We start from the raw sequence: 14,876 nt of genomic DNA on the forward strand, positions 1-14,876 counted from the left end.
AAGTACTGCTTGGCGAGCTTCCAGGCGGTCTCGACGGCCTCGCCGCCGCCGGTGGTGAAGAAGACCTTGTTCAGGTCGCCCGGGGCGTGGTCGGCCTCAGCGGTGCGTCGACGCACCGCTGAGTGGCACGAGGGGTGATCCCGGCCTTGGATCCGCCGGTGAGACCGCTGACGGGGGCTCGGTGGGAATCGGCACGCTCCGCGGGACCACCGGCAGAAAGCCGGCCGCGTTCGTCCCGTGCAGTGGAGAGGGAAGCGGCCGCGCCGGGTCCTCGTCCGAGGGGAGCGACCGGAGTGCGACGGCGCCGGTGTCTCCCTGACCCGATGCGACCGCGAGTCCACTCCCGGGGGTCCCGTCCGCACTGTGCGTGGGCGGCACGAGTGGTCCCGCGTAAGCGTCCGGGGGGTGACCGCCGGCGATGGTCCCCGCGGCCGCGGCGAACGTCGCCGAAACGGTGAGGGCGAACTTCACCGTTCGGTCCGTGGCAAAGGGAAGAGCCGTGTTGAACACCACCGCGCAGAGACCGGCCGCCCCTTGGGGCAGGTTGGGCGCGGCATGCGGGAACGCCGGACGGAGCCGGATACGCGCGGCGTTGTAGGCCGCTGTCACCGCTTGCTGTGCCCCTGGCCCCGCGGCGGCCACCCCGGCGATCTTGGCGACCGTGTCATTGCCGGTCGCGGCTCCGGCCGCCTGGAGCAGACTCGGAACCACCGTCACACCGACGGTCACGCACTCGTCGGCGTACGTCCATGCCCGTCCGTACAGTGCCGAGGCCGCCTTGTGGGCGGCCGTGACCAGGTTGTACAGACCTCCCCCGCCGGGGCGGGCAGCGGTCTCCGGTGCCGACTCGCCGTCCGCTTCGGTGGAGTCGGGCGAACTCGCCGCCGTCGTCGGCGGAGTCAGGTCGTCGACCACCTCGTCCGGTGTCGTGCCCGTCGGCGTCGCCGCGTCGAATGCGGACAGGGCCGGCGAAGCCGGTGTGGTGCTCGACGGAGTGTCCGGCGCACCCATGGTGTTCCGGTGCGCGAGCCTCCCCGGACGACTGATGTCGCTGATGCCGTGGCCACCGCGCGGGCCTCCCGTGCACGTCCGTGACATTTTCGGCCTCCTTGTCTCGAAGAGGCACAACGGCACGGGTTTCCCCGCGGTTCAGTCCGGTGGCCGTTGATCGCGTCCCGTCGAATGACCGTCGAGTGACCGCCGGGTGGTACAGCCGATCAACGGAACGGAACTCGGTTACCACACCGGGTGGATCGACCAGCTGAGGCACTCCCGCATCTGACCGGGGCACTTCGCGTGCGGCGCCGAAGGGGAGCAATCGCGAGCCGGGCACCGGAAGGCGAAGCCGCATGACCGCGTGCGCCACCTCGCGGGACGCGACCGAGCGGCTTCCCGCTCCCGCCCGCGCCGACGCTCTTCTCCCGAGGGCCGCCCGCCATGGACCGCACGCACTCCGGCCGCCGAATCCCGGCCACGGCCCGGAACGCGAACGGCACAGGGTGAACCGCAACCGGCGCGTCGACGTTTCCTCCCTGCGTCAGGCGCAGCCGAAGGCAAAGCCACCGCAAGAGAGAGCAGGACGACCATGTCAGTCCAGAGCCCCGAGGTCTCCGCAGCCGAGCCGGGCGGTCCCCCTCGGGCTGAGACGTCCGGCGACACATCCACCACCACCGAAGCGGGAGGCACGGACCCCGCCAAGAAAGACTCCGACCGGCCGCTGTTCATCCTCTACCTCGAAGGGGCCGAATACGCCCGGACACTACGTCAGTTGACGCTGTGGACCCACCATGTGCTGCTTCCGGTCTACGGGAGGGAGGTCACCTCCACGGCCCCTTGGTGCGCGCGCTGGTGGGAGCACCCGGAGGCGGTCGCCCAGCTCCACGGCCTGTGGCTGGCCTGGGGGGAACTGACCGGTCCGGGCTCCGGTATGTGCGGCCCCGCCAACTGGCACCGCGACTACCTGAACCATGTGATGAACGCCCTGCGTGATCCCTCAGGACCCTTCGCGGGCTGCAAACCCGGCGCCCACCGTCGGAAGGAGCCCCCCAAGGTGGACATGGTCGACCCGTTCGGCCCTCCACCCACCTCGGCCTGAACCCGGCGCACGCATACTGTGATCACCGCCGAGCCGTGAAGTGCCCCAGGAGGCAGACCGAAAGACCGGAAGGGCACATTCCGCCGCTTGTTCGGCACCATGGCGCCGTTTCGGAGATGCTCTGAGAGGTGAGCACAACACAGGCACCATCCGCTCGGTTCACGGTGCTTGGACCGGTCCGGGCGTGGCACGGCGAGCAGGAACTCGACCTCGGTTCAAGGCAACAACGGGTGGTACTGGCCGCGCTGTTGCTGCGCCACCCACGTCCGATCACCATGGGCGAACTCGTCGACGCGGTCTGGGGAGAGCAGCCGCCGAACGCGGCGGCGTCGGTCGTACGCACCTACGTCTCACGGCTGCGCAAGGTGCTGGAGACCGGACGTGACAAGGGCGGATCCCCACAGGTGCTCCTCTCTGCGAACGACGGATACCTGGTCCGCGTTCCCCGAGACGCCCTGGACCGCGACGTGTTCACGGAGAGAGCGGGCGAGGCGAAGCGGCTCCTCGCCGCCGGCGAGGTGGCCACGGCGGGACAGCTGATGCATGCCGCGCTCGGCCTCTGGGCGGGCGCGCCTCTGGCCGGGCTTCCCGGCCCGTTCGCCCTGACCGAGCGGGCCAGGCTGACCGAGGAACGGCTGAGCGCCCTGGAAGCGCGTCTGGACATCGACCTCCGTCTCGGGCGGCACGCCGACGTGATCGGTGAGCTGACCTCGCTGAGCAGGGAGCACCCGCTACGGGAGCGGCTGTGGCACCTGCTCATGCTGGCCTTGTACCGGTCCGGTCGGCAGGCCGACGCGCTGGCGGTCTACCGTGGCAGCCGACGCACCCTGGTGACGGAACTCGGCATCGAACCCGGCGCACCCTCGCGCGACCTGCACAACCGCATCCTCGCCGCCGACCCGTCGTTGGATCTCGTTCCGCCGAGCGGTCGGTCCATGCCGACGCCGCCGACCGCGCCGGGAGCCGGCCCCGACGAGGCAGGCTCCCGCGTCGCACCTCGCGGGTCCGCCGCGGCCCGGCCCGCCCAACTGCCGACGGACCTGGCCACCTTCGCCGGCCGCTCGCACGATCTGGAGCGGATACGGGCCCTGCTGCCCCACGGGGGTACGTCTCCGGACTCCGTGGTGATCTGCGCGATCGGCGGGATGGCCGGCATCGGCAAGACCACCCTCGCCGTGCACTGGGCCCATGAGGTCGCGCACCGTTTCCCCGACGGCCAGCTCTACATCAACCTGCGCGGCTTCGACCCCAACGGAACCGTCGTGGCCCCGCAGGAGGCCATCCGCGTCTTCCTCGACGCCTTCGGGGTTCGTCCCGAGCGCATCCCCGCCGGCCTGGACGCACAGGCCGCCCTCTACCGCAGCCTGCTGGCCGAGCGCAGGATGCTGATCCTCCTCGACAACGCCCGCGACACCGACCAGATCCGTCCCCTACTGCCCGGCACCCCCGGTTCTCTGGTGATCGTCACCAGCCGCAACCGCCTCAACGGTCTGGTCGTCGGCGAAGGGGCACACGCGCTGAGCCTGAACCTCATGGAGCCGGACGAGGCCCACGACTTCCTGGCCCGCCGGATAGGCGTACAGCGGCTGACCGCCGAACCGCAAGCGAGTGACGAGATCATCGAGCGCTGCTCACGGCTGCCGCTGGCCCTGGCCATCGTCGCGGCCCGCGCCGCCACCCACCCCCAGTTCTCGCTCGCGGCCATCGCCGGTGAACTCCGCGACAGCATCGACAGCCTTGACGCATTCAGCGGTGGCGACATCACCACCGACATCCGTGCCGTCTTCTCCTGGTCCTACGACGCGCTGTCCGGCCCGGCCGCGCGCCTGTTCCATCTCCTGGGCCTGCACACGGGCCCGGACATCTCCACGCCCGCCGCCGCCGCTCTCGCCGGGCTCCCCGCGCGGGAGGCTCACGCCGTGCTCGGCGAACTCACCCGCGCGCACCTCCTGACCGAACACCTGCCCGGCCGCTACACCCTCCACGAACTCCTCCGCGCCTTCGCCGCCGAGGGAGCCCACTCCGATCTGACACCACGCGAACGCGACCACGCCGTCCACCGGCTCCTCGCCTGGTACCTGCACACCGCCGACGCCACCGGTCCGCACCTCACCCCGCATCGCCGACGGGTCGCCCTCGAACCCCTGCCCCCCGACTGCCGCCCCCTGGCGTTCACCGCCCGCGATCAGGCCCTGGACTGGTGCGAGACCGAGCGCGGCAACCTGGTCGCCGCGGTCCGCCATGCCGCCGCGGCCGGACACCCCGGCATCGCCTGGCGTCTGCCCGCCGCCCTGTGGGGCTTCTTCTACCTCCGCGGTCACCTCCACGACTGGCACGAGTGCACCAGCACCGGCCTGGCCGCCGCTCGCGGCATCCACGACCACGCGGGCGAGGTGCAGTGTCTCGTCCACGGCGCCGCCGCTCTGGGACAGATGCGGCGCACCGACGAGGCCGTCGTCCACCTCAAGCAGGCGGCGGCCATGTGCCGGAGGACCGGGGACATGTACAACAGGGCCATGGCGGCGACCAACCTGGGCAATATCTATCTGTTCACCGGCCAACTCCCCAAGGCGGTCGACTACAGCCGCCGGGGCCTGGCCCTGCACCGGATCGACGGGAACGCCTGGGGCGAGACGATCGCGGCCCTCAACCTGGGCGAGGCCTACCAGCAGCTCGGCCGGCTCGACGAAGCCGTCGACAGCCTGGAGCAGGCCCTGGCCGTCCTGCGTACGATCGACGACCGATGGCTCGAAGGCCTCGTTCTCGATCTACGAGGCACCGTCGCCGCGGGACTCCACCGCCACGACGACGCGATCCAGAGCTATCACCAGGCGCTGACGGCCCATCAGGAGGTGGGCAACCGGTGGGCGGAAGGCCTGACCCTCGTCCACCTCGGCGATGCGCAACGGACCGCCGGTGACGCCGACGCCGCCCGCGTCAGCTGGCGACAAGCGTTGACGATCCAGGAGGAGTCCGATGAGTTGGGCGCCGATGCGGAAACGATTCGCGCGAAGCTTCGCGAGTTGGGCGACCGTGCGGGGAGCGTACCGTCCGGTCACCCGTCGCAGCCGTGAACCGCGCCCGCCACCCGTCCGTGACAGATGCCGGGCCGCGCCGCTGCCCTTCTCGCCGGAGACCGGCCGGGTACGCGGCATGAGGCGGTGTCCCTGTTTTGGGGACACCGCAAGACGCGGTCGAGAGGTGCCGGGAAAGAACCCGAGAGCCCCGAACGCCGTAGTGAGGGGTGTCCGGTCCCGGGTGCGCCCGCCGTCACCGGCGGCGCGCTCAGGCACGACCTGGGCACAGAGGTATCAGCCCCCTTCACGCACGCACACATGAGGTGATGAAAATGTTCGTCAGGAAAACTGCTGTCGCACTCACCACGGTTCTCGCGGCGACCGCCCTGCTCCTCGCCGCGACGGGTTCCTCGACCGCGGCCGACCGCATCCGGCAGGCGGACCGCATCCGGCCGGGTGGGGCGGCCGTGTCGGACACGGACAACGGCGGCGCGGCCGCGGACCTGCAGATCCTCGCCAGCGGACGGATCCGGGGTGGCGCGGTAACGGCATGAACGGCAGGCCGCCCCGGTGATGTCCGGTCCGGGGCAGTGCCCGTTCAGCGGCCGGTGGCGGTCCACGCCGGGTGATTCGTAGCCGAGCGGGTACCGTGCCGGTCCCGGCGAGGCAGCCGAACGGTCCGCCCGCTCATCGACGAAGCCGGCCGTCGTACCGGATCATCAGCGATCCGGTACGACGGCCGGCCGACGACCGGTCAAGAGCACCCGGCGCCCTCACGTTCCTCGCGGTCCCGCGACCGCGCCGCGGGCCTCCGCCACTCCGCCACTCCGCCTGCCAAGGCTCCCGCCAAACTGAGGGCGAGGAAGGTCGGCTCCCGCTGGGGGACGGGTTCCTCGTACGGTTCGTCGCCGTTGGAGAACGGCTGCGCGCATGAGGCGCGACGGTGTCGTCCGTGCGGCCCCCTCCGAACCCGCCGCACGATTCCCGCCCGTCGTCAACGACGAGCGATGCGTCCCTGTCCCGCCGACGGCTGCGGGTGGAGCGGGGCAGCGGAAGCCGGGGGCGGGGCGGGCTGCGACTGCTGCCCGGAGCCGGGCGGGGGCTGATTGCTCAGCAGTTCCGCCCTGGCGGACTGGGCGGACTGGTCCACTAGGGCGTCCGGAGCCGACATCATCGTCGCCATAGCGGACTGGTCCGCTAGGGCGTCCGGAGCCGACATCATCGTCGCCATCCAACCTCCCGGCCCCTCCCGCTGGGCCTTCCGCTCCTGTGCCGCCGCCTCGGCCGCCGCCGCCTCGGCCGCCGCCGCCTTGGCCGCCGCCTCGGCCGCCGTCTTGTCCTCCTCCAAGATCTGCGCCCACCGCTCCGGCGTCATGGGCGGGTGCGGCGTGTTCAACCGGTGGATCCGCTCCCACTCAGCTCGGACGGTTGCCTCCGTGACGTACGGGACCCCGTTGAGATGCCTGGCAGCCTCCGCCGCGCGGAGCCGCGCCAACGGGTCGTCTGCCCCGTCCGTTCCGCTCGTACTCGCGGAGTTCTCATTGTTGGGCACGTATGGCCCTCCCGTCATGTTCGTGGACATCGCACCGACGCCAGACCTCAACGGGTGGCGTCGGAGTTCGGTTCAGGCCGATCGGCCGGGAGGTCCGTGGCCGCGAACCCCGCGATGCCCTCCCGGACACCTGGAGCGGGGCCTCGGGGACCTGCCTCGTGGCTGTCCGGGCACGATCGGCGGCTATTCCGGCGGCGAGCCGCGCACTCGGTGAAAGTGCGGGAGATGAGCAAGACTTCCGCGGAGAACGTGCGCTTCGCCGTGCTGGGACCGGTGCTGGCCTGGTTCGGCGAGCGCGAGGTGGATCTGGGATCGCCGCAGCAGCGGGCCGTACTGGCGGCCTTGCTGCTGCGCCGGGGGCAGCAGGTCACCGTCGGTGAACTCGTCCACGCAGTCTGGGGCAAGGAGCGCCCGGCGGCGGCCGTGTCGGTCCTGCGCACCTACGTGTCACGGCTGCGGAAGGTGCTGGAGCCGGAGCGGGAAGCGGGCGCGGGCCCACGGCTGATCGTCTCGGCGGCGGACGGCTATCAGGCCCGGGTGTCCGAACACGCCCTGGATCTGCACCGGTTCGAACACCAGGTGGCCGAGGCGCGACGACTCCGGGCCGCCGGCGAGACGGCGGTGGCCGGCGACCTGCTGCACTCCGCCCTGGGCCTGTGGCAGGGGACCCCGCTGGCGGGGCTGCCGGGCCCGCTGGCCGCGGCCGAGCGGGCCCGGCTGGCCGAACAACACCTGGGCGTACTGGAGTTCCGCCTGGATACCGACCTTCAGCTGGGCAGGCACGCCGACCTCATCGGCGAGCTGGACGGACTGACCGGCGAACACTCGTTGCGGGAAGAGCTGTGGCGGCTGCTCATGCTGGCCCTGTACCGCTCCGGCCGGCAGGCCGATGCCCTGGCGGCCTACCGCAGGAGCCGGGGTGTTCTCGTGCGCGAGCTCGGCATCGAACCCGGGGCCGCCCTGCGGGATCTGCACGACCGCATCCTGACCGGGGACCCCTCGCTCGACCTCGTCCCGCCCATCGCGCGGCCCGGCCCCGCCGAACCGGCGCGCCCCACGCCGTCCGCCAAGCCGTCCGCCAACGCGATCCGGCCGGCCCAACTCCCCGCGGACCTGCGGACCTTCACGGGTAGGCATCAGGAACTGGAGGAGGTCCGCGCCCTGCTGCCCGGCGGGGCGGCACCACCCGCCGCCGTCGTGATCAGCGCGATCGGCGGGATGGCCGGCATCGGCAAGACGGCCCTCGCCGTGCACTGGGCCCACGAGATCGCCCACCGGTACCCCGACGGCCAGCTCTACGTCAACCTCCGCGGCTTCGACTCCACGGGGTCCGTCGTCCCGTCCGAGGAAGCCCTTCGTACCTTTCTCGACGCCCTCGGTGTCCCCCCGGAACGCATCCCCACCACGGGTCTCGACGCCCAGGCCGCTCTCTACCGCAGCCTCCTGGCCGAACGACGGGTGCTGGTCCTGCTGGACAACGCCCGGGACACCGAGCAGGTCCGGCCCCTGCTGCCCGGCGCCCCCGGCTGCCTCGTCATCGTCACCAGCCGCAACCGTCTGACCGGCCTCATCGCCAACGACGGCGCCCGTCCCCTCACCCTCCACCCGCTGGCACCGGGCGAAGCCCTCGACTTCCTGCACCGCCGACTCGGCACCGCCCGTGTCACGGCCGAACCGAAGGCGGTGGACGACATCATCGAGCGCTGTGCCCGCCTGCCGCTGGCCCTGGCCGTCGTCGCCGCCCGCGCCACCACCAACCCGCACTTCGCCCTCGCCGCCATCGCCGGCGAACTCGCCGACAGCCGCAGCAACCTGGACGCCTTCACCGGTGGTGACCTGAGCGCCGACGTACAGGCCGCGTTCTCCTGGTCGTACGAGGCCCTTTCGGCCCCGGCGGCGCGGCTGTTCCGGCTGCTGGGCCTGCACTCCGGCCAGGACGTCTCCACACCTGCCGCAGCGGCACTCGCCGGCCTCCCGCCGCGACAGGTCCGCCCCCTGCTCATCCAGCTCACCAGCGCCCACCTCCTCACCGAGTACCGGCCCGGCCGCTACTCCCTGCACGACCTGCTGCGGGTCTTCGCCGCCGAGCAGGCTCGTACCGACGGCGCCCCTGAGGAGCGCGACCGGGCCGTCGAGCGGATGCTGACCTGGTACCTCCACACCGCCAATGCCGCCGACATCCTCCTCAGCCCGCACAGCGCCCGCGTCCCCCTCGATCCGCTTCCGCCGGACTGCGGGCCGCTGGAATTCACCACCCCGGAACAGGCACTGCACTGGTGCGAGACCGAACGCGCCAACCTCGTCGCCGCGGTGCATCTGGCCGCCGCGACGGGACACCCGGGTATCGCCTGGCGGCTGTCCGCAACCCTGTGGACGTTCTTCCACCGTCGGCTCCACGCGCACGACTGGTACAGCACCAACCAGGTCGCGCTGGCCGCCGCGACCGCGGCCGGTGACCTCCCTGGCCAGGCAACGGCCCACAACCATCTCGCCGGCGCTCTGATGACGATGCGCCGGCTCGAACAGTCCATCACCCACTTCCGGCGGACGATCGAGCTGAACCGGATGCTCGGCAACTCCTACAACACGGCCATGGGCCTGTCCAACCTGGGCACCGTCTATCTGGAGGCGGGCCAGTTGCGGAAGTCCGTGGAGTACCTCCGCCGGGCGCTGGCCCGCATCCGGGTCGCCGACGCCCCGTGGGCGAAGGCCCTCGTCCTGGCCAACCTGGGCGACGCCTATCAGCGGCTCGGCCTGTTCGACCAGGCCATCGACTGTCTGAAGGAGGCGCTGAGCGTCGTACACGCGCTCGGCGACCACTGGATCGAAGGTGTCGCACTCGACATCCTCGGCACGGTGTACTTCCGGCTGCGCCGCCACGACGAGGCGTTCGAGAACTACCACCAGGCGCTGGAACGGCATCGCGGTGCCAGCAACCGGGGCCGGCAGTGCGAGACCCTGCGCAACCTCGGCGACCTCCACCTGGCCGTCGGCGACCGGGACGCGGCCCGCTCCTGCTGGCAACAGGCGCTGACGCTGCTGGAGGAGGTCGAGGAGTTCGACCACCCCGAAGCGGAAACGCTCCGCGCCAGACTCCGGGCGCTCGACAGCCCCCTGCCCACCGGAAACCCGGCCGGTACCCGGCCCTGCCCGGAGGACTGAACCGGCTCCCCCCACCGCCCCGTTGTGCCCTGCCGACGGGATGAAAGGCAGGGGTCCCCGTCATCAGGAAGCGTGGGGAGGAGCAAGGCACATGCCATCGGGAAATGAGAGGAAAAAGTGGGTCGAGCGCCCGGATTCCCCGGTCCTCGGGACCAGCACCGAGTGGCCCAACCCCGGGCCCGCGGCCGCGGCGTCGCACCTGGCTGACATGGAGAGGGCACTTGAGGCTGCGAAAAGGGCTCGCAGCCAAGAGCTTCAGGCCCAGAAGCGGTCGAGCACCACGACTCCGGAGCGGACCGCGACAGACACCGACAGGCCTGGTCCGGCGAACATGGCAGGCCCGGCGGGCGCCCAGACTTCCGAGCCGGTGGACCGAAGACTCCCGGCCGTGGCACCGGCCCACGACGGCCAGCCCGCCGGCCCGAGGGGACGCCACCCGTACGCAGACTCACGGATTGCCGAGTGGTCATTTGAGCTGAAGTTGAACGCTTTTGAGGTGAACTTGGAGGGTTTGGCGAGGCACCTGCAGAGTATGGGAGAACTCCTGCCGAAAGAACAGGCCGCCAACGCCGCCCGCACCGCGGCCGGTCGGGAGAGCGGCCTGACAACCCGGCCGCCGGAGAACCGGGTTCTCCCGCGAGCAAGCGACGTGCTCCGTTCCTCTCCGCTCCTCCCCTCTCGTCCTGTCCGGCAAAGCTCCTCCCAGCCGCCCGCTCCGCAGCCGCCGACTGCACAAATTGAGCTGAAGTTGGAGGGTGTTGAGGTGAACTTGGAGGGTTTGGCGAGGCACCTGCAGAGTATGGGAGAACTCCTGCCGAAAGAACAGGCCGCCAACGCCGCCCGCACTGCGGCCGGTACGGAGGCCGGCCCGACACCGGAGAACCGAGTTCTGCCGTCGGCGGAAGTCGTCGTCAACGCCCTTCCGCTCCGCCCTAACGCCTCTCCGCTCCTCCCTCTTGTCCTTGTCCAGCGGCACTCCTCCCAGCCGCCCGCTCCGCGGCCGCCGTCTTCGCCGCGGAACGGTCAGGTGCGACGCGGGAAATGACACGGGTGCCTCCGGGACGGGGACCGGGTCCGGTGACGGCGGCGGTGCCGGACCCGGCGGGGAGGCGTTCTCGGGGAACGTGGTGTCGCGATGGTGCGGGACCGCCTGCGGGACCGCCACGTTCCAGGGGTCGCACATCAGCCGCGAGTTCGGTCGGAGTGGCCTGTCCGGCGGTGAGGTCGGTGACCGCGTGGACGGCCTTGACGGCGGTCCTGCCGCTCATTCGGTCAGTGCGGCGCCTTGACCTGGACGGCTTGGGCCTCGCCGGGCAGAGCAGTGTGCCGCCGGCGCTTGTGGTCATGCCCCGAAGCGGCGGTGTCGGTGGTGGTAGGCGGTCAGGGCGTTGCGGAAGTCGTGGTGGGTGAGGTCCGGCCAGTGGACGGGGAGGAAGCACAGTTCGGAGTAGACGGACTGCCAGGGCATGAGGGTTGACAGGCGTTGTTCTCCCGATGTGCGGATGACGAGGTCGGGGTCGGGCTGGCCGGCGGTGTAGAGCCGGGCGGCGATGTCCTGGGGTGTCAGCGTTCGGGCCAGTGAGTGAAGGGTGCCGTGGGCCTGGTGGGTGGTGAGCAGGGACCGTACGGCGTCGGTGATCTCCTCTCTGCCGCCGTAGCCGATGGCGATGTTGACGGTGGTTCCGGTCACCTGGGCGGTGCGTTCGCGTACCTCGTGCAGGGCGTGTTCGATGTCGGGGCCGAGGCGGGAGAGGCGGCCCATGGGCCGCAGCCGGTAGTGGCCGGTCGCGGCGAGTTTGCCCAGGGTGGTGACGACGGTGTCGAGGACGCCGCCCAGAACAGGCGGGTCCCGGTGGACCAGGTTGTCGGCCGAGGCCGCCATGAGAGTGATGACCTCTACACCGGCGTCGGTGCACCAGGGGAGGAACTCCACCACTTTGTCGGCCCCGGCACGGTAGCCGTCCTCGGGTGACAGCCCGTGTTCGGCGGCCCAGCGGCGGTTGCCGTCCAGGACCGCGGCAAGGTGACGCAGGGGCCGGGCGGGGGAGGTCACCGTACGCTCACGACGGGGAGCTGGATGCGGTGTTCGGTCCGGCCGTCGAGGCCGGCTGCCAGAGCGTCGCCCGGGCGGGCGCTGCCCAGTACGAGGCTGTAGCCGTCGGCGGGCCTGGGCGCGTAGGGCAGGAGTTCGACGTCCCAGTCGGTTTCGTCGGACAGGTGGCCGAGGACGTTGTCGACGAAGTCGTTGAACGGGTTCAGCTCGCAGGCCGCGCAGTTCAACTTCGAGGGGCGGCCGAGCGCCGTACCGACGCCCTTGTCGATCACCGTGTGCAGGGTGTCCAGGGTGGTGTCGTCGCGGAGGCTGCCCACCGCGGAGTTCCGCTTGTAGTCGGCGTGGCCGCCTGCGACCGAGCACGCGGCGTACGTGGTGTCCGAGCCGAACGAGGGGCGCTGCCGGCTGGTGCGGCAGCGGTCCATCAGCTCGACGCTCGCCATCTCACCGGCCCTGCGGACGAAGACCGTGTGCCGCCGGGCGTGCTGCGGGAGGTTGAGCGAGAAGGTCTCGTCGGCCATGGTCTCCACCTGTTGCAGGTCCGCCATGATGGCGCGGGCCTGGGTGTCGGTGAACCGGCCGTTGACCGTGCCGTAGCTCTCCTGGTGGATGGCGGCGAAGTCGCATCCGGTCGCGCGGGCCAGTGCGGCGAAGGGCACGATCTGGTCGTGGTTGGCTTCCTGGATGACCATGCTCATCCCGATCAGGGCCCGGCTGCCGGTGGCCTCGCGTTCCTGGACGACCCTGCGCAGGTTGTCCATGCGCTCGGCGAACCCGCCGACAGCATGTGTGATCTTGTAGGTGTCCTCGTCGACGGCATCGACACTGACGCGGATCTGGGTGGCGGCGCGGAGCAGCGACTCGCGGATGGTCCTGCGGCCCAGGTGCTTGCCCGCGGTGTAGGTGTGGACGGCGAGGCCCAGGTCGCGCACGCCGTCGATGAGGCGCTCCACACCGGGCATGATCCCCTCACCACTGCCGCAGAGCATGATCTGCTGAAAGGTGTCGGGATAGCGCTGTTTGAGTTCGCCCAGCCGCTTGAGCGCGACGTCCTTGTCCATGCGGACGCCGAAGCCCTCAAGCCTGCGCTTGTTCATGGTCCAGCACGACGGACACGCATCGGTGCAGGCGTTGCTGCTGTCCATGAAGACGAAGAACAGCGATGAGCCCTTGGTTCGCGTGATCTGGTCGACCCACCACCGCGGATTGAAGTCGACCAGCGATGTCAATGCGGACGAACACGGCAGTTCCAGGGCCTGCCCGTCGCTCCCGCGCGTGATACGGATCCGGTCGTAGCGGTGACGCCACTCCTGCCCCAGGAACACATCGTGGCGGGGAGGCTGGGGGGGCGAGAGCGATCCGGATACGGACATAACAGGTATAGCGGTTGTATCAGGCATGACAGCACCTCGCAGGTACGGAAGGAGGAGGGGGCCACGGGATGGCGACACGTCGATGCCGGCACGGCTCCCTTTCCGGCCGGCTCGCCGACGCCTACCTGTTCCACCTCTTGTTGGTGTCGTTGACGTCCAGTTCCGCCGCCGTGAGGTCCACGTGCAGCGGGATGCCGGGGCGGCTGCCCACCTTGATCAGGAAGTTGCCGAGGCCGGGTGGGTCGGTGCGGCGGCCCCCCGCCGCGTCCCACGCCGACGGCGTGGACCAGTCGACGAGGAGGCGCTTCTCCGTCTCCGTCAGCCCCACGACCTGGGCCAGTTGCGGCATCTCCGCCGGGGGCAGCCCCGCGCAGATCACCATGCCGGCGCGTTCGACGAAGCCCTTGGCCTTGGTGCGGTCCTCCTCGGTGGGCAGGGCGAGCAGGTCGTCGAGGGAGTGGGTGACCATGGCCAGGCCGACTCCGCGCTGCCGGTCCAGCCGGGTGAGGGCGTTGACGCGGTCGACCAGGCCGCGGCCCGCCTGGAGGACCCGCCAGAGTTCGTCCATGACGAGGAAGTAGTTGCGCCGCGGCTCCAGTCCGGCGTCCGCGAGCGCGTGGGCCGCGGAGACCGCGCCGAAGCCGTAGGACCAGCAGGACAGCAGGGCGGCCGCCTGGAGGAGTTTCTCGCTGTCGTCGATGCCGCTGACGTCGAAGCAGACCGGCCGGTCGAGTCGCATGGCCTCGGAGGTGGGCCGGGCGAAGGTGCCGCCCAGCCGGCCGTCGCCGAGCAGTCCGGTGAGCGAGGCCTCCAGGTCCTCGGTGATGTCCCGGTAGCGGCCGATGTCGCCCCGGTCGAGAGCCACCGAACGGACCGCTTCCGGCGCCTCCTTGATGACCTGGACGAGATCGCCGAGCACGGGTACCCGGCCCGGTCCGTGCCGGTCGTCGAGGACGTGGAGCGCCGCGGAGAGGATCGTCTCCTCCCGGTCCGTGGGCGGCGCCGAGCGCAGGATCGTCACCAGCGCGGACACCATGTGCAGGCGGCGGCCGTGGATGTCGGCGAGGAGCCTGCCGCGGGCGTCACCGGTGAGCCGGGCCGCCGCCTCGACCGATCGGCCCGGATCGAGCACGTTGAGGTTGCCGCGGCCCCGGCCCAGGCTGATGACCTGGCCGCCGATCGCCCTGATCAGGTCCACGTAGTCGGGCTTGAGGTCGCCGAAGACCAGCGGATGGACGCCGTAGCCGGCGAGGCCGAGCGCCATGCGCCGTACGATCGTCGACTTGCCCAGGCCGGGGCGGCCGAGGACGAACATCGACGGGTTGGCGAGCAGCCCCGTGCGGGTGAACCAGGACACGGGATCACAGCACACCACCGCTCCCGAGTCGAGATCGCGGCCGAGGGGCACCCCCACCATGGGGGTGCCCGCACCCGCTCCGAACGGCCACAGGCCGCACACCTGCACGGAGGTGCCGCGCCACTCGGGTGCGGGGTCGACGTAGCCGACCATGCCCCCGCCCCGGCCCTGCCAGCCCCGCGCCGTGGGGCGGGGCGGGCGGCGTTCCCTGGTGTTCTGTGCCATCGAAGAACTCCTCTGTCCTGGACGTCGTCGGCCTGCTGTGGG

At 71.1% G+C, this 14,876-nt stretch carries 9 protein-coding genes; 4 read left to right on the forward strand and 5 right to left on the reverse strand.

All coding sequences use genetic code 11. The features are described 5' to 3' along the window. Positions 1-96 precede the first annotated feature (96 nt). Positions 97-1,098 carry a hypothetical protein gene (locus ABZ887_RS48780; protein ID WP_361305763.1) on the reverse strand — a complete coding sequence of 334 codons (1,002 nt, stop codon included), beginning with the start codon at positions 1,096-1,098 and terminating at the stop codon, positions 97-99. A gap of 487 nt (positions 1,099-1,585) precedes the next feature. Here ABZ887_RS48780 and ABZ887_RS48785 point away from each other — a divergent pair, with 487 nt between their 5' ends. The 3 genes from ABZ887_RS48785 to ABZ887_RS48795 all read left to right on the forward strand — a co-directional run bounded on the left by ABZ887_RS48785 (position 1,586) and on the right by ABZ887_RS48795 (position 5,666). Further along, entirely contained in the window at positions 1,586-2,095 is a 510-nt protein-coding gene (locus ABZ887_RS48785; protein ID WP_361305765.1) for a DUF4913 domain-containing protein, read from the forward strand. Between the two features lie 164 nt (positions 2,096-2,259). Continuing rightward, positions 2,260-5,169, forward strand: a complete 2,910-nt coding sequence (locus ABZ887_RS48790) for a BTAD domain-containing putative transcriptional regulator (RefSeq protein ID WP_361305767.1) — start codon at positions 2,260-2,262, stop codon at positions 5,167-5,169. 275 nt (positions 5,170-5,444) lie between these two features. Beyond that, positions 5,445-5,666 (forward strand): hypothetical protein, encoded by a 222-nt coding sequence (locus tag ABZ887_RS48795; protein ID WP_361305769.1) that lies wholly within the window; start codon positions 5,445-5,447, stop codon positions 5,664-5,666. Between the two features lie 440 nt (positions 5,667-6,106). Here the strand turns inward: ABZ887_RS48795 and ABZ887_RS48800 are convergent, their stop codons facing one another. Then, a complete protein-coding gene (locus tag ABZ887_RS48800) occupies positions 6,107-6,664 on the reverse strand; it encodes a hypothetical protein (RefSeq protein ID WP_361305771.1) in 558 nt (185 codons plus the stop codon). 225 nt (positions 6,665-6,889) lie between these two features. Here ABZ887_RS48800 and ABZ887_RS48805 point away from each other — a divergent pair, with 225 nt between their 5' ends. After that, on the forward strand, positions 6,890-9,826 hold the full coding sequence (locus ABZ887_RS48805; protein WP_361305773.1) for a BTAD domain-containing putative transcriptional regulator: 2,937 nt from the start codon (positions 6,890-6,892) through the stop codon (positions 9,824-9,826). Positions 9,827-11,168: 1,342 nt separating this feature from the next. On the opposite strand, the gene uppS is transcribed toward ABZ887_RS48805, so the two are convergent. The 3 genes from uppS to ABZ887_RS48820 all read right to left on the reverse strand — a co-directional run bounded on the left by uppS (position 11,169) and on the right by ABZ887_RS48820 (position 14,834). Then, positions 11,169-11,879, reverse strand: a complete 711-nt coding sequence (gene uppS / locus ABZ887_RS48810; RefSeq protein WP_361305775.1) for a polyprenyl diphosphate synthase — start codon at positions 11,877-11,879, stop codon at positions 11,169-11,171. Next, positions 11,876-13,252 carry a radical SAM protein gene (locus tag ABZ887_RS48815; protein ID WP_361305777.1) on the reverse strand — a complete coding sequence of 459 codons (1,377 nt, stop codon included), beginning with the start codon at positions 13,250-13,252 and terminating at the stop codon, positions 11,876-11,878. Before ABZ887_RS48815 ends, uppS begins: the two co-directional genes overlap by 4 nt. Positions 13,253-13,373: 121 nt before the next feature. After that, positions 13,374-14,834, reverse strand: coding sequence for an ATP/GTP-binding protein (locus ABZ887_RS48820; protein ID WP_361305779.1), 1,461 nt, complete (start codon positions 14,832-14,834; stop codon positions 13,374-13,376). Positions 14,835-14,876: the final 42 nt, after the last annotated feature.

This window comes from Streptomyces sp. NPDC047061 (assembly GCF_040643955.1).
Lineage (GTDB): Bacteria > Actinomycetota > Actinomycetes > Streptomycetales > Streptomycetaceae > Streptomyces.